Source organism: Bradyrhizobium sp. BTAi1, from assembly GCF_000015165.1.
Lineage (GTDB): Bacteria > Pseudomonadota > Alphaproteobacteria > Rhizobiales > Xanthobacteraceae > Bradyrhizobium > Bradyrhizobium denitrificans.
In genome coordinates this window covers 4,017,745-4,042,362 of sequence record NC_009485.1, presented here as the reverse complement: position 1 = coordinate 4,042,362, position 24,618 = coordinate 4,017,745, and the positions used below count along the sequence as shown (strand labels likewise).

The window sequence follows — 24,618 nt, the reverse complement described above, 5'->3', positions numbered from 1 at the left end:
GCTGGAGTGTATGCGGCAACATTTGCATCGGGGTGCTGCATCTACGCAGCGCCGGAAATCTGACGAAAACCTTAATGCGTCGTGGGAAGATTTAAGAGCATTTCTCCTTTGCGCACGGCATCAGAGCTTCAGAAATGCGGCGGAAGTTCTAGGACTGACCGGCACCACCCTCATGCGCAAGATCGACCGGCTCGAGGAAGAGCTCGGATTCAAGGTCTTCATCCGCGATCAGTCGGGCCTGTCGCTGAGCGATGAAGGACGGTCGCTGTTGTTCGATGTCGAGCAGATGGAGCGCCTGAGCTTCAACATCTTCCGCCGCGCCTCGCTCGCCACAGACAGCCAGGGCTCGGTCCGCGTCGCCGTGACTGAAGGCCCTGGCAATTTCTGGATCCTGCCAAGACTGATCGATTTCCAGAAGACCTATCGGCGGATTACTGTCGAACTCAGTTGTGCGATGGAGCAGGCTGACGTGTCGCGCCTCGAAGCGGACGTCTCGATCCAGTTCGCGCGCCCGACAAATCCCGACGTGATCGTCAGCAAGCTCGGCCGGCTTCACATCCACGGCTTCGTATCCGAGGCCTATCGTGACGCGTATGGCTTGCCGACCTCGCTTGCCGATCTCCGCAATCACCGCATCATCAAGCAGCATGGCGTGCAGCTGGACGAGACCGGCTATGCGCGAATTCTCGGCCTCGACTCGCTCGATGGCATCGTCGGCATCTCCACCAATTCGAGCGTGGCGGTTCTCTACGCGGTGGAGCGCGGCGCAGGCATCGGCTTCCTGCCGACATCGGCGGTCGCGCTCGGGGCACCGCTGGTGCCTGTCGATCTCGGCATCAACTACCACATGGATCTGTGGCTGACCTATCATAAGGAATTTCGTACGTCGGAACGACACAAGATCGTCATCGAATGGCTGAAGCGCATCTTTGATCCGAAGATCCACGCCTGCTTTCGCGACGAGTTCATCCATCCGCTCCACCTCGTTCCGATGATGGAGCAGACGCGGGAGACCGCGGGCTTTCACAACTACATCGCCCCCAGGCCGATCTAGGACGCTGCGCTGCAGCCGAGGCTCGATCTCGGCACACTCCGGGCCGCCCAAGCCACCGGGTGACCCGCCCCCCCCCCCGCTCAGCTGCCCGAGACGTTGGCCGGGGTGCAAACGTGCGGGTTCCGCCGGACCGACGGCATGAGCGTTCCATGCGCGGGGGCGTGATCGGCCGGTACGACCACCGCATGGCCGCCCGGCCCGGCGAGAGCAGCAGATATCCTTCGTTCGGCGGGCTCGGCCGTCCCAGTTCCCGGCTGCTGACACCCGCCGGGCCCGCAGCCGGCACGAAAATGCCGGTTCCGCGGCGGTTTCATGCACCAACGAGAGGGCTGGCGAGACGCGACGTCGCGACGCGTTCCCGCCGGTCCCACGAACTTGATATCGACTAAAAATCGTGTTGCAATCCCCAGCGCAATCGGATCTGGCCGTTCGACTGTGCGTTTCGTGACATCTGAAATTCAGCAGACTTCGGGAAGCCCGTATTGTGGCGTGGCACGCGCGAGCGTGGCCGCGTCTTTTTTTCGTCTAGACGGAGGAGACACCGATGCCGAGCTACAAAGGCAGCGTGAAATGGTTCAACCCGACCAAGGGCTATGGGTTCATCAAGCCGGCAGGCGGAGACAAGGATGTGTTCGTTCACATCTCGGCCGTCGAGCGGGCCGGACTGACGACGCTCAACGAGAACCAGGCGATCGAATATGATCTCGTGGAGAGCCGCGGCAAGACATCGGCCGAGAACCTCAAGCTCTCGTAAGAATGCTCCCGGCGGGAGACCATCGCGCACGCTTTGATGCAACCCCGCAAGCGTCGCGCCCCTCGCCGAAGCAGATGATCGGACTTGGTCAGCCTTGATGTTCCCCGGCCTTGCCGGGGATTTTTTTCGCCGGCCGCCGCCTCAGCGCGCGGCGGAGACCTGCGGCCAGATCAGCGATTGCTCCGCCTGCTCCACGGTCGATGTCCTACACAGATCGCCCTCGAGCCGCACGAGACCTTTCGCCAACAGTTGCAGCGCGTCGGGATAGATGCGGTGCTCAACGCCGAGAATTCGCTCCGACAGGGTCTCCGGCGTGTCGTCATCCTTGACGACGACCGCGCCCTGCATGACGATCGGCCCCGCATCCGTTTCCGGAATGACGAAATGCACCGTCGCGCCCGAGAGCTTCACGCCGGCGCGCAGCGCCTGACCATGCGGATCGAGGCCGGGGAAGGACGGCAGCAGCGAGGGATGGATGTTGAGCATCCGGCCATACCAGCGCTGGACGAACGCGGCGGTGAACAGCCGCATGAAGCCGGCAAGACAGATGATCTCGATGCCGCGGGCGTCGAGCGCCTGCTGCAGCTTGGCTTCGAAGCCGGCGCGATCCTTGCCGAACGGCTTGCTCTCGATGATTTCGACGGCGATGCCGCTCGCAGCCGCCTTCTGCAGGCCGGCCGCATCGACCCGGTTGGAGATCACGACCGCGATCTCGGCCGGAAAGTCCGGCTCCGCGGCGGCACGGATCAACGCGGCCATGTTCGAGCCGCGACCGGAGATCAGGATGGCGACGCGGCGCTTCATTGGCGTGCTCGTCTCACAGCGACAGATCGAGGGCGCCGTTGTAGATCACGCGCTGATCCCCAACCGCAGGAACGACCTCGCCGAGCAGCGCGACATGCTCCCCGCTCTCGGTCAGCACCGCTTTGACCGCATCAACCGCCTCGGCCTTGACAATCGCGATCATGCCGATGCCGCAGTTGAAGGTGCGCAGCAGCTCGAGCTCGGCAATGCCGCCCTGCGCCGCCAGCCATTTGAACACCGGCAGCACGGGAAGACGGGCGAGATCGATCGACACGCCCAGATCCTTCGGCAGCACGCGCGGGATGTTGTCGGTAAAGCCGCCGCCGGTGATATGCGCCAGCCCCTTCACCGCGCCGGTCTCGCGGATCGCCCGCAGGCAGGATTTCACGTAAAGGCGCGTCGGCGTCAGCAGTGCACCGCCGAGCGTCATCACCGGTGCGAAGGGCGCCGGCGCCTCGAAGCCGAGGCCCGATTGCGCGACGATCTTGCGCACCAGCGAATAGCCGTTGGAGTGCACGCCTGACGATGCGAGGCCGAGCACCAAATCGCCCGCGGCGATATCGGCCGACGGCAGCAGGGTGCCACGCTCGGCCGCGCCGACCGCGAACCCCGCGAGGTCATAGTCGCCATCCTTGTAGAGGCCCGGCATTTCCGCCGTCTCGCCCCCGATCAGCGCACAACCCGACTCGCGGCAGCCCTCGGCGATGCCGGCCACGATCGACGCGGTCGCCTCCGGGTCGAGCTTGCCGCAGGCGAAGTAGTCGAGGAAGAACAGCGGCTCGGCGCCCTGCACCACGAGATCGTTGACCGACATTGCCACCAGATCGATGCCGATCCCGGAATGCAGACCGGTCTCGATCGCGATCTTGACCTTGGTACCGACGCCATCGGTGGCGGCCACCAGGACCGGATCCTTGAAGCCGGCGGCCTTGAGGTCGAACAGGCCGCCAAACCCGCCGATCTCGGCATCCGCGCCCGCACGGGCCGTCGCGCGCACCATCGGCTTGATCAGATCGACCAGACGATTGCCGGCATCGATATCGACGCCCGAATCTGCATAAGTGAGCCCGTTCTTGCGCTCGGTCATGGTAAAAACCCCTAATCTGACCGCTGGTTACGTCGGAATCCGGCCGCGCGCAATGGCTCGCAAGGGGCTCGTCCCCACACTATCTAGGAACTGGACCGGTTCGCCCCGCTTCGGAATCGGGTTGAATGTTGATCGAGTTATCGTCGGGACCTGCTGCGTGACCATCCCTCACAGTATCCCCAATCTGATTACGCTCGGCCGAATCCTGCTGGTTCCGATCGTCGTCTGGGCGATCGCCGCCGGCGAGACCGAAATCGCGTTCCTGGTCTTCGTCGTCGCCGGCGTAAGCGACGCGGTCGACGGCTTTCTCGCCCGGCGCTTCAACCTGCGATCCGAACTCGGCGCCCTCCTCGATCCGCTTGCCGACAAGGCGCTTCTGGTCTCGATTTTCGTGACGCTCGGCATCTGGGGCGCGATCCCGCGCTGGATCGTGATCCTGGTGGTCTCGCGCGACATCATGATCGTCGCCGCGGTGATTGTGTCCTGGCTATTCGACCGCCCGGTCGCAATGCGGCCGCTGATGGTGTCGAAGCTGAACACAGCGGCGCAGGTCGCCTTTGCCGCGCTGGTGCTGGCCTCGCTCAGCTTCGGCTTCGAGCCGAAGCCCTACGATATTCTGCTGATGACCCTGGTCACGATCTTTACCCTCGTATCCGTCGGGCTTTACCTGGTCGAATGGGTGCGCCACATGAGCACCATCGAAGTGCGATGAGTGGCTTGGCCTCCCGCAAGGCCCCTGCGCACGATACGGAGCACGTCAAACTTGGTCGGCCATCTTCCCCCCCGTCAATTGGCCTTCGCGCTGCCGCACGCGGAAAGTCTGACGCGGGACAACTTCCTCGAAGGCGCCGGCAACGCGGCAGGACTGGCGCTGGTCGATGCCTGGCCGGAATGGCCGGCGCGCACCATGTTCCTGGTCGGACCGGACGGGTCCGGCAAGAGCCATCTCGCCGCGATCTGGGCCGAGCAGTCCGGAGCCCGCTCGCTCTCAGCCCAGGCTCTCGACATCGCCGCCGTCCCCCGCGCGCTGGCCACCGGCGCGCTGGTGCTGGAGGACCTCAGCCCCACCGCTTTCGACGAGCGCGCGCTGTTCCACCTGCTGAATCTGGCACGGCAGGACGAGGCCTACATCCTGATCACGGCGCGCGAGGCCCCCGCGACCATGCCGGTCGCGCTCAGCGACCTCCGGTCGCGCCTGCGCGCCTGTCCAGTGGTGACACTGCTGCCACCCGACGACCAGCTGTTTCGGGCCCTGATCGTCAAGCTGGCCGCGGACCGGCAGTTGACCATCGACGAAGCCGTGGTGAGCTATCTCGCCACCCGGATCGAGCGATCCTATGCCGCCGCCCGTCAGACGGTCGCCCTGCTGGACAATGAATCGTTGCGGCTTGGACGCCCCGTCACCCGGGCGCTCGCGGCCGAACTGCTCCGGCCCTCCGAAGGCATGTGACCGCCTGCCATCTTGACGGAGAGGCGCCGGGGAACCTCAATGGTGCCGGGAACGTCATCCCCTGGTCATTTAGTTTAGTCTACGGTCCGCCGCTACGCAGGACTGATTTGACGCCGTTGCCGGCGATGGAACGATTTTCCGATGGACACCGAACAAGCGATTGAAATTCAAGAAAAAGATCCGGTTTCCTCGCCTCCGGCCGAGATCGCATCCAGCCCCGAGCGCTTCATCAATCGAGAACTCTCCTGGCTGCATTTCAACCGCCGGGTCCTGGAGGAATCGGTCAACCCGCGCCATCCGGCGCTGGAGCGGGTGCGGTTCCTGTCGATTTCCGCCAACAACCTTGATGAATTCTTCATGGTCCGCGTTGCCGGTATTCGGGCCCAGGTGCGCGAGGGCATCGCCGAGCGCAGCCCGGACGGCCTGACGCCGCTGGAGCAGCTCAAGGTCATCAACGAAAGCGTGTCGCAGCTCGCGATCGACCAGCAGGCGATCTGGCGCGACCTGCGCAAGTTCCTCGCCGAGCTCGGCATCGTGCTGGTCGACGGCCAGGACGTCACCAAGAGCGAGCGCGCCTGGATCGAGGACCATTTCCTCGCCAGCATCTTCCCGCTGCTCACGCCACTCGCGATCGATCCGGCGCATCCGTTCCCGTTCATTCCGAGTCTCGGCTTCACCGTCGCGCTGCAGCTGATGCGCACCTCCGACGGCAGGCCGATGAATGCGCTGATCCGCATGCCCGGCAAGATCGATCGCTTCATCCGCTTCCCCGGCAGCAAGGATGGCGTGATCCGCCTGATCACGCTTGAACAGGCCACGAGCCTGTTCATCGGCCGGCTGTTTCCCGGCTACACCGTCAAGGGCCAGGGCGCCTTCCGGATCATCCGCGACAGCGAGATCGAAATCGAGGAAGAGGCCGAGGACCTGGTGCGGCTATTCGAGACCGCGCTCAAGCGCCGCCGCCGTGGCTCGGTGATCCGGCTCGAGATCGAGGCCAACATGCCGGAGGAGCTGCGTGCCTTCGTGCAGGACGCGCTGTCGACCACCGACGACGAAGTGTTTGTCGTCGACGGCGTGCTGGCGATGAATGAGCTGTCGCAGCTGACGCGTGTCGACCGGCCGGACCTCGAATTCGCGCCCTATGTGCCGCGGCATCCCGAGCGCGTCCGCGACCATGGCGGCGACATCTTCGCCGCGATCCGGCAGAAGGACCTGATCGTCCATCACCCCTACGAGTCGTTCGACGTCGTCGTGCAGTTCCTGCAGCAGGCGGCCCGCGACCCCGACGTGGTCGCAATCAAGCAGACGCTGTACCGCACCTCGAACAATTCGCCGATCGTGCGCGCGCTCGCCGAGGCCGCCGAGGCCGGCAAATCGGTGACGGCGCTGGTCGAGCTGAAGGCCCGTTTCGACGAGGAAGCCAATATCCGCTGGGCGCGCGATCTCGAGCGCGCGGGCGTGCAGGTCGTGTACGGCTTCCTGCAGCTGAAGACCCATGCCAAGCTGTCGATGGTCGTGCGCCGCGAGGGCGGCGGCCTGACGACCTATGTGCATACCGGGACCGGCAACTATCACCCGGTCACCGCCCGCATCTACACCGACCTCTCCTACTTCACCTCCGATCCGGTGATCGGCCGCGACGTGACACGGGTCTTCAACTATATCACGGGCTATGCCGAGCCGATCGACATCGAGAAGATGGCGGTGTCGCCGCTCACGCTTCGCAAGCGCATGATCGAGCACATCCACGGCGAGACCAGTTTCGCGCGCCAGGGCAAGCCGGCCGTGATCTGGATGAAGATGAACTCGCTGGTCGATCCCGACATCATCGACGCGCTCTATGAAGCGTCGCAGGCCGGCGTCTCGATCGACCTGATCGTGCGCGGAATCTGCTGCCTGCGCCCGGGCCTGCCCGGGCTGTCCGAGAACATCCGGGTCAAATCGGTGATCGGCCGCTTCCTGGAGCATGGCCGCATCTACTGCTTTGGTATGGGCCAGGGCCTGCCGAGCGCCAAGGCCGCCGTGTACATCTCCTCGGCCGACATGATGCCGCGCAATCTCGACCGTCGCGTCGAGGTGCTGTGTCCGCTGCAAAATCCGACGGTGCATCAGCAGGTTCTCGAGCAGATCATGGTCGCGAACCTGAAGGACACCGAGCAAAGCTGGCAATTGTTGCCGGACGGGTCGTCAACGCGTATGAAGGCGGCGAAGGGCGAAGAGCCGTTCAACCTGCACAATTACTTCATGACGAATCCGAGTCTGTCCGGCCGTGGAAAGTCGCTCAAGGAATCATCACCGCGTCGCCTCACGCGCCGGAACGAACGCAACCCGTCGTAACGGCTCCTGTCATCAGAGGACGTCCCGGTGAAACGGCCCGCTGCCAGGGCCGCAAGCGTTGGCGTCATCGACATCGGCTCGAACTCGGTCCGTCTCGTCGTCTACCAGGCGATGGAACGCAGCCTCGTCACGGTCTTCAACGAGAAGGCGCTGTGCGGGCTCGGACGCGAGGTGCAGACCACGGGCCTGCTCGCCGCCGATGCCGTCGAGAAGGCGCTGACCGCGCTGCGGCGTTTCCGGGCGCTGTGCAAGGTCCAGAAGGTCGGGCGTATCCACGCCATTGCCACGGCGGCCTGCCGCGATGCCTCCAACGGCCCTGACTTCATCGCCAAGGCCGAGAAGATCTGCGGCGCGGAGATCCAGATCCTGACGGGCCCCGAAGAGGCGCGTTACTCCGCACTCGGCGTGATCTCGGGGATCCACAAGCCTGACGGCATCGTCGGCGATCTCGGCGGCGGCTCGCTGGAGCTGATCGACGTGCGCGGCCACCAGGTGCGCAGCGGCGTGACCCTGCCGCTCGGCAGCCTGGCGCTGCAGGATCTCGCGGAGAAATCGCTGAAGAAGGCGCAGCGGATCGCAAGCGATGCGCTGACCGACCTGCCGCAGCTTTTGGCCGGCGAGAACCGCACCTTCTACGCGGTCGGGGGCACCTGGCGCGCGCTGGCCCGGATCCACATCCTCCAGAGCGGCTATCCGCTCGGGGTCATGCATGGCTACGCGATTCCGGCCGTGGAGGCCCTGGCCTTTGTCCGGCGGCTGCGCCGTCTCGTCGCCGCCGACATGCTGGCCGACATCGAAGTGGTCGCCGAAGCACGCCGGCCGCTGCTCGCTTATGCCGCGCTGGTGCTGGAACACATCATCCGGGTCGCGAAACCGAAGATGGTGGTCTTCTCCACGTTCGGGGTGCGCGAGGGCCTGCTCTACTCCAAGCTGCCGGATATCGAGCGGGCCAAGGACGGTCTGCTCTGCGCCGCCCAGGGACTGAACGAGCTGCTGTCACGCTCGGCCCAGCATGCCCGCGAGCTGATCGACTGGACCGACCGCCTGTTCCGGGTGGTCCATCTTCGCGAGACCGAGGAGGAGCGCCGGCTGCGTCACGCCGCCTGCCTGTTGTCCGACATCGGCTGGCGCATGCATCCGGACCACCGCGGCGAGCAGACCTACGGCATCATCCTCAACGGCAATTTCGGATCGATCAGCCATGACGGCCGCATCTTCGTCGCGCTCTCGGTGTTCTTCCGCTACGAGGGCCTGCGCGACGAAGCCGCGCCGCCGGCCCTGACGGAACAGCTGAGCCCCGCCGCGATCGACCGCGCCCGTCTGCTCGGCACCGCCTTCCGCGTCGCCCATCTGGTCTCCGCGGCCCGTCCGGGCGTGCTGCCGGCGACCCATTTCCGCACCCAGGATCGCAAGCTGATGCTGGTGTTCGAGCATCAGATGGTGGATCTCGTCGCCGACCGCGTCGGCGGCCGCTTCAAGCAGCTCGCCCGGCTGCTCGGACGCTCAGGCTCGGTGGTGCTGAGCTGACGGCCACGTCGGCCGGACGTTGCAACGGATGCCACGGATCCGGCGCGCGTGCCGCTGGCCCGATCGGTTCAAGGCAGACGAGGGCCGGCTGAAATCGCGATCATACGCTGGGAGATGATCTCGTAGACCTTGCGCCAGGCCTGCTCCACTTCCGCCGTCCATTGCGGTCCGAGACCCTTGGCGAGGCTCCACAGCAGGGCCTCGCCGACCAGCGGATAATGCTCAGGCCTGACACCGTAGCGCGCATGGTTGCGGCCGAGGATGTCGGTGCTCGACAGCAAACCGGTCATCCGATCGAGGCTGCCGACGAGCACCGCCAGCGTAGCGATGAAGTCCCGCTTCAGCACATCCATGTTGTCGGGAAACATCGAGCGGCATTCCGGCGCCAGTTCGAAAAGCCGCTGATAGAATGTCGTGGTCATGTCCGTGGCATTGGCAAACACCATGTCGAACGACGACCTGACGCAGGCAATCTCCTCGGCGGTCAACATTCACGAGTCCAACTTCGAAAAGCCCTATCCCGGGCGGCAAATAACATACGATGTTGTGGTATCGCGGAGGCCGCAAGCGGTTCAAGTCCAGATCATGATGCGCTTCCACGGAAACGCATCATGATCCTGTCGGACGACCGGTTTCCACTTTTCCGGATCATGCTGTGGAGGACGAGGGTGGTCATCCACCCCCGCGCTCCCAGAGCGCGGCACCGTGCCGCAGCCGCCGTGAGCACATCGCCGCGGGCCGGCGGGTGCTGGTCAAGATCATAATACTGACAAGCTCAGGCCGTCGGCCCTGCGGCCCAAACCACACCCGGTCGCCCGACCGCTTCAATTGGGCCGGACAGCCATGAGCGTCGGGTACTGCGCCAGCAGCGCCTCGCCGAGCACGTTCTGCTCGGCCGTCGGGATCGCGAAGCGGACGCTGAAGCCGTCGGCGGTGGCGAGCGTCATGATGCGCTGGGCGGCGTCGGTGGATTGCTCGATGGTCCAGGATGCCAGCGGATAGGCATAGCGCAGCGCCTGATCGCCATAGCGCGCGCGCAGTGCCATTTCGAGAAGGCCCGGCAGGGTCATGATCAGCGCACCGGCCTGGCTGACCGAGAGGCTGAGCGCGATCGGCTGACCTGCGGCGTCCTCGAAGCCGAGCGAGATCGTCTCGCCGTCATCCACCACCTCGCAACAGGTCAGCGCCTTCGCCCGCAATTGCATCACGCGCTCCGCTTCAATTCACCGTTATTCCCGCATGAATATATCGAAAACGGAGCAGCGTCTACCTGCCCCACGGCCATCTAACGATGGCGCTGCTGTATTTTGCGTGATATAGCTTTGTATATAACGTGACCGAAGCGTCACATATTGCAGGGAGAGGCATGCCATGAGTGACTATCATCTTCTGATCGGCGGGGCGTTGGTGCCGGGCGAGACGACCATGCCGGTCATCAATCCCGCGACCGAGGAGGTGCTGACCGATTGTCCGCGAGCATCCAAGGACCAGCTCGACGCGGCGGTGGCCGCCGCCAAGGCCGCCTTTCCGGCCTGGGCCGCCACCCCGATCACGGAACGCCGCCGCCTGATCGGCAAGATGGCGGACATCATCGAGGCCCATGCCAACGACCTCGCCCGGATCTTGACCAGCGAACAAGGCAAGCCGCTCGCCGACGCCACCGGCGAGGTGCTCGGCATGGCCGGCTTCTTCCGCTATCTGGCGTCACTGGATCTGCCGATGCGGGTGCTGGAGCGTTCGGGCGACCGGCAGGTCGAAGCCTATCGGCGCCCCCTGGGCGTGGTCGGCGCCATCATCCCCTGGAACTTCCCGCTGCTGATCCTCGGCTTCAAGCTGCCACCTGCCCTGCTCGCCGGCAACACGCTGGTGGTCAAGCCGGCGCCGACGACGCCGCTATCGACGCTGCGCTTCGCCGAGCTGGTCAAGGATGTGCTCCCCGCCGGCGTGCTCAACGTGATCGCTGACGCCAACGATCTCGGCGATCCCATGACGAAGCATCCGGACATCCGAAAGATCTCGTTCACGGGCTCGACCGCCACCGGCCAGAAGGTGATGGCGAGCGCCGCCCAGACCTTGAAGCGCATCACGCTCGAGCTGGGCGGCAACGACGCCGGCATCGTGCTCGACGACGTCGATCCGAAGACGGTCGCGCCCGGCATCTTCGACGGCGCCTTCCAGAACTCAGGCCAGGTGTGCCTCGCGATCAAGCGGCTCTATGTCCATGAAAGCGTCTATGACGAGATTTGCGACGAGCTGGTCGCGATCGCCAAGAGCACGGTCGTCGATGACGGCTCCAAGCAGGGCACCAAGCTCGGACCGCTGCAGAACAAGATGCAGTACGAGAAGGTGAAGGCGTTTCTCGACGACGCGCACAAGAACGGCAAGGTGATCGCCGGCGGCGCGGCGATGGACCGCCCCGGCTATTTCATCGCGCCGACCATCGTGCGCGACATCGCGGAAGGCTCCAAGCTGGTCGACGAGGAGCAGTTCGGACCGGTGCTGCCCGTGATCAAATACTCCGATTCCGACGACGTGATCCGCCGCGCCAATGCTTCCAGCTACGGGCTCGGCGCCTCGGTGTGGTCGTCAGATCCGAAACGCGCCCACGAGATCGCCACGCGGATCGAGGCCGGCACGGTATGGATCAACAAGCATCTCGACATGGCGCCGCACATCCCGTTCGGCGGCGCCAAGCAATCCGGCATCGGCACCGAATTCGCCGAGGAAGGCCTCGCCGAATTCACCCAGCTGCAGATCATCAACGGACCCGGCGTCGCCGCCTGAGCCACCGCGAGGCCGCGGGACAACAGCCGCGGCCTCGTCGATCTCCATTGCCATTCGGAGCGCGCAATGTTCGATGCCGAATGCGATCTCGCTGCCGTGGTCTATGACCGCGGCGACGACCCTGACACTGTGCTGCGCAATTTCGCGCAGAGCCTGCAGGCCCGCGGCGTTCGCGCCGTCGGCCTGATCCAACAGGTCCGACACGCCGTCGACGCTGACGGCATCGCAGCGATGCTGGTGCACAACGGTGTCGAGCGTCCCCTGCTGCTGCAACTTGGACATCATGCGAGCGGCCGCCGGCTCGATGTCGGCCAGCTGCTGCAGGCTGGTGCCGAGGTCGCGAACGCCCTCAGCGACGGCGCCGATCTTCTCATCATCAACCGCTTCGGCCGTCAGGAAAGCGAAGGCAAAGGCCTCACCTTCCTGATCGAGCAGGCACTGGCATCAGATATCCCTGTCGTGATCGCGGTCCCAAGCTTCCGATTTGTGGAATGGATCCGGTTCGCGCACGGCATGAGTGTGCGACTGCCCTGCACGCATCGTGCGTTGAATGCTTGGTGGCAAACCGTGTCGCGGCGTTACCCAGGGTTCGATGATGTCCGCCCAACGATCTGCGAGATGCTGAAATAGCTTGGCACCGACGCGAGGGCGCTCGCACGCGCCGTTCACGACCTGCTCAATATTCGAGCAGCCGCGATGGGGGCGGCTTCGGGACCCACCAAAGCTGTATCAATAACGATATAGCTCATTGAAACATCAAAAGAATTGCTCTGATCGCGGTTGACGTCCGGAACCGGAGCGATCATTTTCGCCGCGTGTTGGCAGCCAAGCGAGCGGCCGACGCCACAAAGGATCGCGTCGTCCATGGACAGCACGCGATCGAGGCCGGGGCTTGAGCTCCCGGCCCTCCCCTCCAGGAAACGTTCAGGAGCCCACAACGGGCGGCGGCGGTGGCATGCCGGCGCGCTGACGGATGTCGACAAGCATAAGGGATCCTGTTCGATGGCAAGCACGACGGCCGAGCTCGAGACGCTGCTGATGCAGCGCTCGCTGACCGACGCCCAATTGATCGCGGCGGCGGAGACGGCAATTGATTTCCGCATCCTTCCTGACGCCAATGTGATCAAGATCGGCGGCCAGAGCATGATCGACCGCGGGCGCGCCGCCGTCTATCCGCTGGTTGAGGAGATCGTAGCCGCCCGCAAGGCGCACAAGATGCTGATCGGGACCGGCGCCGGGACGCGCGCTCGCCACCTCTATTCGATCGCCGCCGGCCTCAACCTGCCCGCCGGCGTGCTGTCGCAGCTCGGCGCCTCGGTCGCCGATCAGAACGCGGCGATGCTGGGACAGTTGCTCGCCAAGCACGGCATCTCGGCGGTCGACGGCGCCGGCCTGTCCGCCGTGCCGCTGTATCTTGCCGAAGTGAACGCCGTCGTCTTCAGCGGCATGCCACCCTACGGCCTGTGGATGCGCCCCGCCGCCGACGGCGTGATCCCGCCCTACCGCACCGACGCCGGCTGCTTCCTGGTCGCCGAGCAGTTCGGCTGCAAGGCGATGATCTATGTGAAGGACGAAAACGGCCTCTATACCGCCAATCCGAAGACCGAGAAGAACGCCACCTTCATTCCGAAGATCTCGGTCGCCGAGATGAAGGCCAAGGGTCTCGCCGACTCCATCCTGGAGTTTCCGATGCTCGATCTGCTCGAAGCCTCACGCCATGTCCGCGAGGTCCAGGTCGTCAACGGCCTCGTGCCCGGCAATCTGACCCGCGCGCTCGCCGGCGAGCATGTCGGCACGATCATCACTGCGAGCTGAGAGGCCCATATCCATGGCTGAGACCGCCAACACCATCAAGCACGTCGCCTCGCCGCTCGCGCGCCAGACACTGCTCGACAACAAGCTCACCCGTCCCGTGGCCGGCAAGCGCCCGATCGCGCTGCTGCCGTGGCTGCAGGTCATCAAGATCGGCGGCCGCGCGATCATGGACCGCGGCGCAGAGGCGATCCTGCCCCTGGTTGAGGAGATCAAGACGCTGCTGCCCGAGCACCGCCTGCTGATCCTGACCGGCGCCGGCATCCGCGCCCGCCACCTGTATGGCGTCGGCCTCGATCTCGGCCTGCCGGTCGGCTCGCTCGCGCCGCTGGCAGCCAGCGAAGCCGGCCAGAACGGCCATATCCTGGCCGCGCTGCTGGCGTCGGAAGGTGTCTCCTATATCGAACATCCGACCATCGCCAACCAGCTCGCGATCCATCTCACCGCCGCGCGCGCCGTGGTCGGCAGCGCCTTTCCGCCCTATCACCACCATGAATTCCCGACCTCGCGCATCCCACCGCATCGGGCCGACACCGGCGCCTTCCTGATCGCCGACGCGCTCGGCGCTGCCGGCCTGACCATCGTCGAGGATGTGGATGGCGTCTACACCGCAGACCCGAAGGGGCCGGACGCAGCTCAGGCGAAACTGCTGGACCGCACCAGCTTCGATGCGCTTGCCAAGCAGGAGGGCACGCTGCCGTTCGACCGCACGCTGGTCGAGGTGATGGCCAATGCCCGCCACCTGACGCGCATCCAGCTCATCAACGGATTGGTTCCCGGACGGCTCACGGCAGCGTTGCGCGGCCATCACGTCGGCTCGATCATCACGACGGGCGCAATGGACTAAGACGACAAAGATCGACTGAACGACGCCCCTTGCAGGGCCGCGAGTGCGACATCGCGGCCCTGCTCGCAGATGGATCTCGCAACCTCACACTGCGAGGTTCATCCACACCGCCTTCGGCTCGGTGAAATTGTCCAATGCCGCCGTGCCGTGCTCGCGGCCGAGACCGGAGTCGCGGTCGCCGCCCCAGGGCAACCGGACGTCGGTGTAGCCATAGGTGTTGATCCACACCGTGCCGGCGCGCAGCCGCTTGGCGAAGCGCTGTACGCGCCCCAGGTCGCGGCTCCAGACGCCGGCCGCCAAGCTGTAGGCGGTGCCGTTCGCCATGCGCAGCGCATCGGCCTCGTCCTTGAACTTGATCACGCTGACCACAGGACCGAAGATCTCCTCCTGCGAGATCCGCATCTCATGCGTGACGCCGGCAAACACCGCCGGGCTGATGAAATAGCCCCGCGCCGCGGCGCGCTCGCCCCCGGTCACGAGCGTGGCGCCCTCGCGTCGGCCGATGTCGACATAGTCGAGGATCGTCTTCATCTGCCGCTCGGAGATCACCGGACCGAGCGAGGTCGCGCGATCGAGCGGATCTCCGATCCGCAACGCGCGTGCCCGCGCGGTCAGGCGTTCGACGACCTCGTCATAGGCGCGCTCCTGCACCAGCACGCGGGAGCCCGCGGAGCAAACCTGCCCGGCGTTGAAGAAGATGCCGCTGGCCGCAGCTTTGGCCGCCGCCTCGATATTCGCATCATCGAAGATGATGTTGGCGGACTTGCCGCCGAGCTCGAGCGACACCCGTTTGAAGTTGCCGGCGGCCGCCTTCATGATGCCGCGGCCAACGCCGGGCGAGCCGGTGAACGTCACTTTGTCGACATCGGGATGGTTGACCAGCGCCTCGCCGACGATGCGCCCGGGTCCGGTCACGATGTTGAGAACGCCCGGTGGCAGACCGGCTTCGAGTGCCAGCTCAGCGATGCGCAGCGCGGACAGCGAGGTCAGCTCGGCCGGTTTCATCACCACCGTGCAACCGCAGGCCAGTGCCGGGGCAAGCTTCCACATCCCGATCATCAAAGGAAAGTTCCAGGGCACGATCGCGGCGACCACGCCGACCGGCTCGCGCACCGTATAGGTCAGGGCATCGTCGCGGGTGGAGACAACCTCGCCGCTGATCTTGTCGGCCCAGCCGGCGTAGTAGGTCAGCGTGTCGATCGCCGCAGGAAGATCCTGGCGCAGGATCGCCGACACCGGCTTGCCGGCGTCCAGGCTTTCCAGCTCGACGATCTCAGCGGACCGATCACGCACCAGCTGCGCCCATTTGAGCAGGATCGCGCCGCGCTCGGCCGCACGCATCGTGCGCCAAGGACCTTCGAAGGCACGCCGCGCGGCTGCGACGGCAAGATCGACATCCTCGGCATTGCCCTCGGCAATGGTCGCGAGCGGTTGCTCCGTGGCGGGATTGAGCGTCGTGAAGGTGCGCCCCGAGACCGACGGAACGTGCCGTCCGCCGATCAGAAGTTGCAGCGGCTTCGTCAGATCCGACGATAGCGCGGAGCTGCGCTCGTACTCATATGCAATGGACATCATATTTCCTCCGCTTGTTGTATGCCAACGTAGGAGCAAATATGAGTTCGTAAATATGATATGGGTTGCCTATTGCAGGCGATCACATGAAGCCGTCTTCAAGAGCAGGCCCTGATGTTGCGGATCGCGATCGAACCTGTCTGGCGCTTCTCCAAGGATGATGACCCGCACAGCATCGTCGTGATGCTCCGCGTGCTCAGCGAGATCAGGCGGACGGGCAAGATCACGAGCGCAGCCACCGATGCCCAGCTCTCCTATCGGCATGTCTGGAATCTGATCGAGCAATGGTCGGCATTTTTCGGCGTGCCGTTGGTGGAAGCCCAGCGCGGCAAGGGATCGCGACTGACCGCATTCGGAGACAAGCTGGTGTGGGCGGGCGAGCGCATGCATGCGCGGCTCGGTCCTCAGCTCGACAATCTCGCGCAGGAGCTCGTCACCGAGATCAAACCGTTCCTTCAGCCACACCCGGCGCTGATCCGCGTTCACGCCAGTCATGGCTTTGCCGTGGCCAAGCTGCGTGAGTTGCTGGATCGCGCACCGGGTGTCGGCATCGACCTTCGCTACGTCAGCAGCCAACATTCGCTGGCCTCGCTCGCGCAGGACGCCTGCGATCTTTCGGGTTTGCACCTGCCACGGGGCGAGCTCCGGGCACAGAGCATTCAGGCCTGCCGAGACTGGCTCGATCCCGAGCGGGACTGTGTCATCAGTTTCGTGACACGCGAGATGGGATTGATGGTCAAACGCGGCAATCCGCTGTCCATCCGATCATTGGCCGATCTCGCCGAAGGCAAAGCGCGGTTCGTCAATCGTGATCATGACTCGGGCACCCGCCTGCTGTTCGATCAGTTGCTCGCAGCGCATGGCCTGGACGAACAGCAGATCAACGGCGCGCAGCAGATCGAGTTCACCCATGCGGCCGTCGCCGCCTATGTCGCGAGCGGCATGGCCGATGTCAGCTTTGGCGTCGAGGCTGCCGCGCGGCAGTTCGGGCTCGACTTCATCCGCATCCTCACCGAGGACTACTTCTTCGCCTGCCATCAATCGTTCCTGGAGAGCGATCCGATGCGGCGCGTGCTCGACGTGATGAAGGGCGACGATTTCCATCGTGAGATCGCAGCCCTGCCCGGCTACGCGCCGGCCGACACCGGCTCGGTTCACACCGTCCGCGAGTTCCTCGACCGGTTCGATGCCGGGACCTGACGGGCCGGCGAGATCAGGAGGATCGACAGCGCGCGTCGCGAACTCGAGCATGATCCGGAACAGTGGAAACCGGTTTTCCGGAAAGATCATGCTCAGACGAAGATATTAGATCATGATGCGTTTCCGTGGAGACGCATCATGTCTATGGCAGATCGACGCCGCGGGCCGGCACCGCTTCGAGCTCACCGGCCGCCTGGCGCTGCAGCGCGCGGCCGCGCCAGATCGACCCGGCCACCAGCACCACCCCTGCGCCGAGCAGCGACATCAGCGTCTCCATGACGTCGACATGGCTGGAAACGTTGGTCTTGCCCGCGAACAGGCCAGAGGCCGCCTCGATGGTGATGACGACGGTGCCGTCCAGGACATGGTGCAGCAGCGGCTCGATCGCCGGATCGGTGGCGATCACCTCGCCGGCCACCCAGCCAAGCAGCATCGCGCCGAGCCAGACCAGGAGCGGAAACCGATCGAGAACGAGCATGATCAATGCCGCACCGGCGATGATCAGCGGGATGCTCATGGCGAGACCGATGATCAGCAGCGACGCCTGGCCGTTGGCGGCCGCGGCGACCGCGATCACATTGTCGAGGCTCATCACGAGGTCGGCGAGCGCGACGATCCGAACCGCGTGCCACAGCGTGGTTCCCGCGGCGATCTCGTCGTTCTCATCCTCGGGGACCAGAAGCTTGGCCGCGATCACCAGCAACGCCAGGCCGCCGATCAGCTTCAGATAAGGAAGCGCCATCAAGGTGGCAACGATGCCGGTGAACGCGATGCGCAGCGCCACCGCGATGCCGGAGCCTGCCACCATGCCCCAGACGCGATGCCGGCCGTGCAGGCCGCGGCAGGCGAGCGCGATCACCAGGGCGTTGTCGCCCGACAACAGCACATTGATCCAGATGATCTTGCCCAATGCGAGCCAGAAGCCGGGGCTCTGCAGGTCGGCTTCAAATTGAGCGAGCAAATGGCCGAAAGTGGCGGGATCAGCGAGCTGCGACAGCCAGTTCACGGCCAGGCCTTTCAGAGACGTTCAGCGGGAATGCGGACGAGCGCGGTGTGCGGCGGAGATGCCCCTCCGCCGCACACCGAGGGATCAGCCGACGATCTCGTTGCCGGAGAAGAACTGCGCGATCTCGATGGCCGCGGTTTCCGCGGCGTCCGATCCGTGCACCGAGTTTTCGCCGATCGACTTGGCGTGCAGCTTGCGGATGGTGCCATCGGCGGCCTTGGACGGATCGGTCGCGCCCATGACGTCACGGTACTTGAGGATGGCGCCCTCGCCTTCCAGAACCTGGACCACGACCGGGCCGGAGATCATGAAGTCGACCAGTTCGCCGAAGAACGGGCGGGCCTTGTGCACGGCATAGAAGGTCTCGGCCTGCTCGCGGGTCATGCGGATGCGCTTCTGGGCCACGATGCGCAGACCGGCCTTCTCGATCAGCGCGTTGATCGCGCCGGTCAGGTTACGCTCGGTCGCGTCGGGCTTGATGATCGAAAACGTGCGCTCAATCGCCATAATGTCGTCCTTGGAGGTGCGGGATTTGGGTGGGTTGCGGGCTTATATCGACGCGATCGGTTGTCGGCAAGCGACCGCGCCGGTTCTGAGAGGCCGCGGGTTACGACAATTTCACAATTCTGAACATTGTCTGAAGGGCACATGCCACCTGCGTTCACCTCGGCTTCATATGATGGTCGCATCGGGTGAAGGCGAACCGGGCTCTGGTCACCGCCTTCTCCCAGCCCAAAGCGTCCAACACTGTAGCGCCACCAGCGCCGTACTCCAGGAGACGAACATGTTGCGCAAACTCTCCCTCGCCGCGGTTGCCGCCGTTTCTCTGGGCGCAGCCGCCCTCGCCCCGACCGCGGCCTCGGCCCATTGGCATGGCGGATGGCATCACGGCTGGCACGGTGGCTGGCATGGCGGTTATTATGGCTGGCACCGTCCGTTCTACGGGCCGCGCGTTTTCGTCGGCGGCCCGGTCTACAGCTACGGCTATGGCGGCTGCTACGTGCGCCGCGTGGTTCCGACCCCGTGGGGACCGCGCTGGCGCTGGATCAACCGCTGCTACTGAGACCGTCTGATCCCACCTTCCCCGACGAGCCCTGTCGCGGCACCCGCCCCCCGCCGCAACAGCTCGCCTAGCCCCGGCGCCCCCCACGCCGGGGCTTTTTTCGTTGGATTTCAACCAAGTCCACGCCATTCCGGGGCTGTCGCGGAAACCAATCGGCCTGCCATGACTTGATAGAGGACCTGTCACAATGCTCGTGGAACTCTGTCATGACTGGCCGCACCGCCAAATCCAGCGAGGCGCTCGATCGCAAGATGAGCCGATCGATCTGCGACGCCGTGGGCGAACGGCTGCAACGCAGCCTGCCGCCGGACGGCTCGCACCTCCCGGCCCCGCTCGCTCATCTCATGAACGAGTTGCGCAAGCGCGACGAGACGAGTCTGCGCTTCGAGTAAGATTCCGCCAGGCTGAGCCTGCGACAAAGCGGTTGCGTTTGGTCGCGCGCGCGGTGACAAGGCGCGCATGCTTTCGATCAACGACATCTCCATCCGGCTCGCCGGACGGCTTCTCATCGACCACAGCACGGTGCAGATTCCGCCCGGCGCCCGCGTCGGCCTGGTGGGCCGCAACGGCACCGGCAAGTCGACGCTGTTCAAGGCGATCCGCGGCGAACTGTCGCTGGAGAACGGAGCGATCACCGTCCCGCCGCGATGGCGGATCGGCAGTCTGGCCCAGGAGGCGCCCAGCGGCCCGGAAAGCCTGATCGAGGTGGTCCTCCGGGCCGATCTCGAGCGCGATGCCCTGCTGCGCGAAGCCGAAACCGCCGTCGAGCCGGATCGCATCGCCGAGATCCAGACCCGGCTGGTCGATATCGACGCGCATTCGGCGCCGGCGCGGGCCGCCGCCATCCTCAGCGGCCTCGGCTTCTCGGCCGCCGACCAGGCGCGGGCCTGCGCGGAATTCTCCGGCGGCTGGCGCATGCGCGTGGCACTCGCCGCCACCTTGTTCGCCGCCCCCGACCTGCTGCTGCTCGACGAGCCCACCAACTATCTCGACCTCGAAGGCACGCTGTGGCTCGAGGATCATCTGGCGCATTATCCGCGCACGGTGATCGTCATCAGCCACGACCGCGATCTGCTGGAGACGTCGGTCGATCAGATCCTGCACCTGGATCGCGGCAAGCTGACACTGTACCGCGGCGGCTATTCCTCGTTCGAGGAGCAGCGCGCCACGCGCGAGATGCTCGACGCCAAGGCGGTCAAGCGCCAGGAGGCTGAGCGCGCGCGGCTGCAGTCCTTCGTCGACCGCTTCAAGGCCAAGGCCTCAAAGGCGCGGCAGGCGCAGTCGCGGGTCAAGATGCTGGAACGGATGAAGCCGATCACAGCGCTCGTGACCCAGGATGTGCACGAGATCAGCTTTCCCGCACCGGAGAAATTGCTGTCGCCGCCGATTATCGCGGTCGACAACGCCTCGGTCGGCTATGACCCTGCCCAGCCCGTGCTGAACCGGGTGACCTTGCGCATCGACAATGACGATCGTGTCGCGCTGCTGGGCGCCAACGGCAATGGCAAATCGACGCTGGTCAAGCTGCTCGCCGGCCGGCTGGCACCGTTCTCCGGCAAGGTCACGCGCGCCGACAAGCTGTCGATCGCCTATTTCGCCCAGCACCAGCTCGATGAACTCGACGAGCAGGGATCACCCTACACCCACGTCCGGCAGCTGATGGGCGATGCGCCGGAATCGAAAGTGCGGGCCCGGGCCGGCGCCATCGGATTTTCCGGCAAGGCGGCCGACACGCTGGTGAAAAGCCTGTCCGGCGGCGAGAAGGCGCGGCTGCTGCTCGGGCTCGCCACCTTCTACGGTCCCAACATGATCATCCTGGACGAGCCGACCAACCATCTCGACATCGATAGCCGTGCGGCGCTGGCCGAAGCGATCAACGAGTTTCCGGGCGCCGTGATCATGGTCTCGCACGATCGCTATCTCATCGAGGCCTGCGCGGATCGTCTGTGGGTGGTCGCCGAGCGGACCGTAAAGACCTATGACGGCGATCTCGACGATTACCGGCGGATGATCTTGTCGTCGCGGAGCGGCGCGTCGGCGCGCGATGCCGAACGTCCGCAGACGAGCGAGCGAGCGGAGCGACCGCGTGGCGACAACAAGCGTGGCGGACTGAAACAGAAGATCGCGGCCGCCGAAGCCGAGATGGCCCGCATCACCGAGATCATCGCCAAGATCGACGGCGCGCTGGCGTTGCCGGACATCTTCACCCGCGACCCGAAGCAGGCCGCGCAATTGTCGAAGGCAAGGGCGAACGCCGCGGAGGCGCTGGCGCGCGCCGAAGAGCAGTGGTTGGAAGCGAGCACGCTGTACGACGAGACGACCGGCTGACGAACGTCCGGACGGCCGCTCCTCAAATCACCGGGACCGAACCTGGTTCGATCCGTTTAACTGTGACAGAAGCCGCTCGCGCAGCCGGCTCAGGTCGCCTTCTTCTTGCCCTTGGCGGGCTTCGCCATCTTCGGCGCCGGGCCCGGATCGGGCGCGCGCTCGATCGAGGTCAGACGGCCCGCGGTGAACGTGTAGACGCCGGCACGCGCACCGCGCAGCCAGGTCACGGTCGCAACGCGATCACCGCCATTACCGCCGATGTTGACACTGTCGGGTGCGCCGATGCCGCGCACCACGTCACATTCGGTATGACCAAGTGCAACCGTGCCGCCTGCGGCGGGCGGCGCAGCGGCCGCATCGCTGCTCATCGCATTGGCGCCGGCCGGCGCCATGCCGGGACAGGCGCCCTCGGCGCTGACGAGATCCTCCGCGGTGACGGGCTTTTCGGGCGTCAGCGGCGGCGCGTCGATCGAGATGCTCTTGATGAACAGGCGCTGCGGCCGGTTGAACCATTCGGCATCCTTGGAGAGAAAGTCAGCCGAGCCGGAGCATCCGGACACGACCGGTGCAAGCACAAGGAACGCCAGAAGGCGCGTCAGCTTTTGATTCTGGTCTCGCACGATGAACCTTGCTGAATTGCAACCAATGCTCGATTCAAAAGCACTAGCAGATCTTGTAACCGGGTGCGCCCTGGCCCTTGAAGCGATGTTCTGCCCGCATCGGCGGGAGCAACACTTCAGATGCGCGAGGCACAGTCGTTGTTCGAACGGATCGTCCCACCATCACTTTGCGGCACGTTCGTGGCTTTGCCAACGCGCCGCCAGTTCATTGACAGATTATCATTAATCGCGGCACGCCGCCATGGCGAGCGCGCGACCGGCAGGCCATCATTGCCGACGCTGCCACCGCCCGCGCTCATCGGCCTGCCAATAGGTGACCTCGAATCCCCGCGTTTTGCAATCGGTCCAGGCCGCTCTCGCAGCTGCGAGCGCTTCGTCATCGTCGCCGTTGAAGACGAGCACCATGCGCTCATAAGTGTGCGCGTCTGACGGCAGCGGCGCGTTGTCGACCAGGAATCGCACATTCGCCTGGTTGGGATTGCTCTCCTCCACCGCCAACACGATCGGCTGGTCGGCCACATCGGCAACCCGCCATGTGGCGTGCGGCAGAAACGAATCGTCACGATAGGTCCACAGATGCGCATCAAGCGCATCTGCACGTTCTTCTGAGGTCGATTGCACCACAACCCGCCAGCCGCGCTCGAGCGATTTCTCCAGCAGCGGCGGCAACACGCCTTCCAGGGTCATGTTCTGCAAATGATAGAACAGGACTTCCGTCATCCGAACAGCGGTCCCTCAACTCCTGGCTTCGTAGCAATCCCACACCAGCCGGTCGAGCAGGCGCACGCCGTAGCCGGAGCCCCAGCTCTGATTGACCTCCGATTTCGGCGCGCCCATCGCGGTTCCGGCGATGTCGAGATGCGCCCATGGCGTATCGCTGACAAAGCGCTGCAGGAATTGCGCGGCCGTGATCGAGCCGCCGTGGCGCCCGCCGGTGTTCTTCATGTCGGCGAATTGCGAATCGATCAGCTTGTCGTATTCGGGGCCGAGCGGCATGCGCCAAACCTTCTCGCCGGTCTCCTGCCCCGCCTTCAACAGCTTCTCGGCAAGATCGTCATTGTTGGCGAACAGGCCCGCATGCTCGGTGCCGAGCGCAACCATGATCGCCCCGGTCAAGGTGGCGAGATCGATCATGAATTTCGGCTTGAACTTGGTCGCGACGTACCAGAGCACGTCGGCGAGCACGAGCCGGCCTTCCGCGTCGGTGTTGATGATCTCGATCGTCTGCCCGGACATCGAGGTAACGATGTCACCCGGGCGCTGGGCATTGCCGTCCGGCATGTTCTCGACCAAGCCGATCGCGCCGATCACATTGGCCTTGGCCTTGCGCGCGGCCAGCGCATGCATCAGACCGACGACGCAGGCCGCACCGCCCATGTCGCCCTTCATATCCTCCATCGAGCCGGCCGGCTTGATCGAGATGCCACCGGTGTCGAAGCAGACGCCTTTGCCGATGAAGGCGACCGGCTGATCACCCTTCTTGCCGCCATTATAGCGCATGACGACGGTGCGACTCGGCCGCGCCGAGCCCTGCCCGACCCCGAGCAGCGCCCCCATTCCGAGCTTCTTCATGGCCGGCACATCGAGAATCTCGACGGTCACGCCGAGCTTGCGCAGCGCGCTGGCGCGCTTGGCGAACTCTTCCGGATAGAGCACGTTCGGCGGCTCGTTGACGAGATCGCGCGCCAGAATCACGCCGTCGGTGACGTGCGACCGTGGCGCGAAGGCCTTCTTGGCCGCGGCCACGTCCGCGACGGCCAGCGAGATCGCGGCGCTGACGGCCGCCTCCTCGTCCTTCTTCTTGGTCTTGTAGCGGTCGAATCGATAGGCTCGCAGCCTGATCCCGGCCGCCAGCGAGCTCGCCTGGTCCGGCGTCATCGGCCCGGAGGGCAGCTCGGCCATCACCATCACGGGTTCAGTCCCGGCGTTCAGTTTCCCGGCTAACGTCCCGCCATATTTCAGGAAATCCTTTTCCTTGTGATCCCCGCTTTTGCCTGTGCCGATCACGAGCAAGCGCTGAATCTTGATTCCCTGGGGGGCGAGAAGGTCGAGCACCGCGCCGTCCTTGCCCTTGAAGCGCGCCGCAGCGGCCGCCCGCTGGATGAGCTCGGCGGCGCCGCCCAGCGCCTTGTCGGTCGCGGCACCAAGCCGCAGGGACTCATCGCAGAACGCGACCAGGATACCGCGTGGCGCAGTCGACAGCGGAACGAAGCCGACCTTGACGGTGTCGGACATCAAGCAAACCTCCAAATTTCGTCGTGAGGGCCGCCGCGACCGTCCCAAAATCCCAGCGGACAGACGAGGATGGCGGCAGTTCGGAACCCAACTTGGCAACAGTATGGCCTGCCGCGGCCAGAGCTGCCAAGCCTCCCG

General features: G+C 65.0%; 25 protein-coding genes and 1 pseudogene. 14 read left to right on the top strand and 12 right to left on the bottom strand.

Annotated elements, in window-relative coordinates; genetic code table 11:
• Window positions 1-10 precede the first annotated feature (10 nt).
• The gene (locus BBTA_RS18075; protein ID WP_012043936.1) at window positions 11-1,054 is read left to right on the top strand and encodes a LysR family transcriptional regulator; all 1,044 of its coding nucleotides are present in this window, start codon (window positions 11-13) and stop codon (window positions 1,052-1,054) included.
• Between the two features lie 544 nt (window positions 1,055-1,598).
• Window positions 1,599-1,808: a cold-shock protein gene (locus tag BBTA_RS18070; RefSeq protein WP_012043935.1), complete on the top strand. Its 210-nt coding sequence runs from the start codon at window positions 1,599-1,601 to the stop codon at window positions 1,806-1,808.
• A gap of 141 nt (window positions 1,809-1,949) precedes the next feature.
• Here the strand turns inward: BBTA_RS18070 and purN are convergent, their stop codons facing one another.
• Both purN and purM read right to left on the bottom strand, forming a co-directional pair.
• The gene (gene purN, locus BBTA_RS18065) at window positions 1,950-2,612 is read right to left on the bottom strand and encodes a phosphoribosylglycinamide formyltransferase (RefSeq protein WP_012043934.1); all 663 of its coding nucleotides are present in this window, start codon (window positions 2,610-2,612) and stop codon (window positions 1,950-1,952) included.
• Between the two features lie 13 nt (window positions 2,613-2,625).
• Window positions 2,626-3,699: a phosphoribosylformylglycinamidine cyclo-ligase gene (purM, locus tag BBTA_RS18060; RefSeq protein WP_012043933.1), complete on the bottom strand. Its 1,074-nt coding sequence runs from the start codon at window positions 3,697-3,699 to the stop codon at window positions 2,626-2,628.
• A 157-nt stretch (window positions 3,700-3,856) separates the two neighbouring features.
• Between purM and BBTA_RS18055 the strand changes: the two genes are divergently transcribed.
• The 4 genes from BBTA_RS18055 (at window position 3,857) to ppx (ending at window position 9,013) form a co-directional block, all read left to right on the top strand.
• Window positions 3,857-4,411 carry a CDP-alcohol phosphatidyltransferase family protein gene (locus tag BBTA_RS18055; protein WP_012043932.1) on the top strand — a complete coding sequence of 185 codons (555 nt, stop codon included), beginning with the start codon at window positions 3,857-3,859 and terminating at the stop codon, window positions 4,409-4,411.
• Window positions 4,412-4,462: 51 nt separating this feature from the next.
• A complete protein-coding gene (locus tag BBTA_RS18050; protein WP_012043931.1) occupies window positions 4,463-5,149 on the top strand; it encodes a DnaA ATPase domain-containing protein in 687 nt (228 codons plus the stop codon).
• 141 nt (window positions 5,150-5,290) lie between these two features.
• Window positions 5,291-7,486 (top strand): RNA degradosome polyphosphate kinase, encoded by a 2,196-nt coding sequence (locus tag BBTA_RS18045; protein WP_012043930.1) that lies wholly within the window; start codon window positions 5,291-5,293, stop codon window positions 7,484-7,486.
• A gap of 27 nt (window positions 7,487-7,513) precedes the next feature.
• Complete coding sequence (gene ppx, locus BBTA_RS18040) at window positions 7,514-9,013, top strand: exopolyphosphatase (protein ID WP_012043929.1); 1,500 nt, start codon at window positions 7,514-7,516, stop codon at window positions 9,011-9,013.
• A gap of 68 nt (window positions 9,014-9,081) precedes the next feature.
• Here the strand turns inward: ppx and BBTA_RS18035 are convergent, their stop codons facing one another.
• From BBTA_RS18035 to BBTA_RS18030, 3 genes and pseudogenes are all read right to left on the bottom strand, one after another.
• Window positions 9,082-9,504 carry a globin family protein gene (locus BBTA_RS18035; RefSeq protein ID WP_012043928.1) on the bottom strand — a complete coding sequence of 141 codons (423 nt, stop codon included), beginning with the start codon at window positions 9,502-9,504 and terminating at the stop codon, window positions 9,082-9,084.
• Window positions 9,498-9,581, bottom strand: a pseudogene (locus tag BBTA_RS41810) (hypothetical protein); the annotation flags it as partial. The gene BBTA_RS18035 and the pseudogene BBTA_RS41810, both read right to left, overlap by 7 nt.
• 256 nt (window positions 9,582-9,837) lie before the next feature.
• Complete coding sequence (locus tag BBTA_RS18030; protein WP_012043927.1) at window positions 9,838-10,218, bottom strand: hypothetical protein; 381 nt, start codon at window positions 10,216-10,218, stop codon at window positions 9,838-9,840.
• Between the two features lie 166 nt (window positions 10,219-10,384).
• On the opposite strand from BBTA_RS18030, the gene BBTA_RS18025 reads away from it, so the two are divergent.
• Window positions 10,385-11,797 carry an aldehyde dehydrogenase family protein gene (locus tag BBTA_RS18025; RefSeq protein WP_012043926.1) on the top strand — a complete coding sequence of 471 codons (1,413 nt, stop codon included), beginning with the start codon at window positions 10,385-10,387 and terminating at the stop codon, window positions 11,795-11,797.
• A gap of 66 nt (window positions 11,798-11,863) precedes the next feature.
• The gene (locus BBTA_RS18020) at window positions 11,864-12,427 is read left to right on the top strand and encodes a DUF2478 domain-containing protein (protein ID WP_012043925.1); all 564 of its coding nucleotides are present in this window, start codon (window positions 11,864-11,866) and stop codon (window positions 12,425-12,427) included.
• Between the two features lie 35 nt (window positions 12,428-12,462).
• On the opposite strand, the gene BBTA_RS40110 is transcribed toward BBTA_RS18020, so the two are convergent.
• Window positions 12,463-12,663: a hypothetical protein gene (locus BBTA_RS40110; RefSeq protein WP_148221467.1), complete on the bottom strand. Its 201-nt coding sequence runs from the start codon at window positions 12,661-12,663 to the stop codon at window positions 12,463-12,465.
• A gap of 136 nt (window positions 12,664-12,799) precedes the next feature.
• Between BBTA_RS40110 and BBTA_RS18015 the strand changes: the two genes are divergently transcribed.
• Window positions 12,800-13,612, top strand: coding sequence for a uridine monophosphate kinase (locus BBTA_RS18015; RefSeq protein WP_012043924.1), 813 nt, complete (start codon window positions 12,800-12,802; stop codon window positions 13,610-13,612).
• 13 nt (window positions 13,613-13,625) lie between these two features.
• Entirely contained in the window at window positions 13,626-14,456 is an 831-nt protein-coding gene (locus tag BBTA_RS18010) for a molybdenum storage protein subunit alpha (protein ID WP_012043923.1), read from the top strand.
• Window positions 14,457-14,540: 84 nt separating this feature from the next.
• Here BBTA_RS18010 and BBTA_RS18005 read toward each other — a convergent pair whose 3' ends face one another.
• Entirely contained in the window at window positions 14,541-16,028 is a 1,488-nt protein-coding gene (locus BBTA_RS18005) for an aldehyde dehydrogenase family protein (RefSeq protein WP_041751497.1), read from the bottom strand.
• Window positions 16,029-16,142: 114 nt separating this feature from the next.
• Here BBTA_RS18005 and BBTA_RS18000 point away from each other — a divergent pair, with 114 nt between their 5' ends.
• Window positions 16,143-17,228 carry a substrate-binding domain-containing protein gene (locus BBTA_RS18000; RefSeq protein ID WP_012043921.1) on the top strand — a complete coding sequence of 362 codons (1,086 nt, stop codon included), beginning with the start codon at window positions 16,143-16,145 and terminating at the stop codon, window positions 17,226-17,228.
• A 142-nt stretch (window positions 17,229-17,370) separates the two neighbouring features.
• Here BBTA_RS18000 and BBTA_RS17995 read toward each other — a convergent pair whose 3' ends face one another.
• Both BBTA_RS17995 and ndk read right to left on the bottom strand, forming a co-directional pair.
• A complete protein-coding gene (locus BBTA_RS17995; protein WP_012043920.1) occupies window positions 17,371-18,234 on the bottom strand; it encodes a TerC family protein in 864 nt (287 codons plus the stop codon).
• 84 nt (window positions 18,235-18,318) lie between these two features.
• Window positions 18,319-18,741, bottom strand: coding sequence for a nucleoside-diphosphate kinase (ndk, locus tag BBTA_RS17990; protein ID WP_012043919.1), 423 nt, complete (start codon window positions 18,739-18,741; stop codon window positions 18,319-18,321).
• A 277-nt stretch (window positions 18,742-19,018) separates the two neighbouring features.
• Here ndk and BBTA_RS17985 point away from each other — a divergent pair, with 277 nt between their 5' ends.
• From BBTA_RS17985 to BBTA_RS17975, 3 genes are all read left to right on the top strand, one after another.
• The gene (locus BBTA_RS17985) at window positions 19,019-19,297 is read left to right on the top strand and encodes a hypothetical protein (RefSeq protein ID WP_012043918.1); all 279 of its coding nucleotides are present in this window, start codon (window positions 19,019-19,021) and stop codon (window positions 19,295-19,297) included.
• Between the two features lie 206 nt (window positions 19,298-19,503).
• Window positions 19,504-19,689 (top strand): hypothetical protein, encoded by a 186-nt coding sequence (locus BBTA_RS17980; RefSeq protein WP_012043917.1) that lies wholly within the window; start codon window positions 19,504-19,506, stop codon window positions 19,687-19,689.
• A 67-nt stretch (window positions 19,690-19,756) separates the two neighbouring features.
• Window positions 19,757-21,625 (top strand): ABC-F family ATP-binding cassette domain-containing protein, encoded by a 1,869-nt coding sequence (locus BBTA_RS17975; RefSeq protein ID WP_012043916.1) that lies wholly within the window; start codon window positions 19,757-19,759, stop codon window positions 21,623-21,625.
• Between the two features lie 89 nt (window positions 21,626-21,714).
• On the opposite strand, the gene BBTA_RS17970 is transcribed toward BBTA_RS17975, so the two are convergent.
• The 3 genes from BBTA_RS17970 to BBTA_RS17960 form a co-directional block, all read right to left on the bottom strand.
• Complete coding sequence (locus BBTA_RS17970; RefSeq protein WP_012043915.1) at window positions 21,715-22,200, bottom strand: hypothetical protein; 486 nt, start codon at window positions 22,198-22,200, stop codon at window positions 21,715-21,717.
• Between the two features lie 312 nt (window positions 22,201-22,512).
• Window positions 22,513-22,965, bottom strand: coding sequence for a DNA polymerase III subunit chi (locus tag BBTA_RS17965; RefSeq protein ID WP_012043914.1), 453 nt, complete (start codon window positions 22,963-22,965; stop codon window positions 22,513-22,515).
• Window positions 22,966-22,980: 15 nt separating this feature from the next.
• Window positions 22,981-24,480 (bottom strand): leucyl aminopeptidase, encoded by a 1,500-nt coding sequence (locus tag BBTA_RS17960; protein ID WP_012043913.1) that lies wholly within the window; start codon window positions 24,478-24,480, stop codon window positions 22,981-22,983.
• Window positions 24,481-24,618 lie beyond the last annotated feature (138 nt).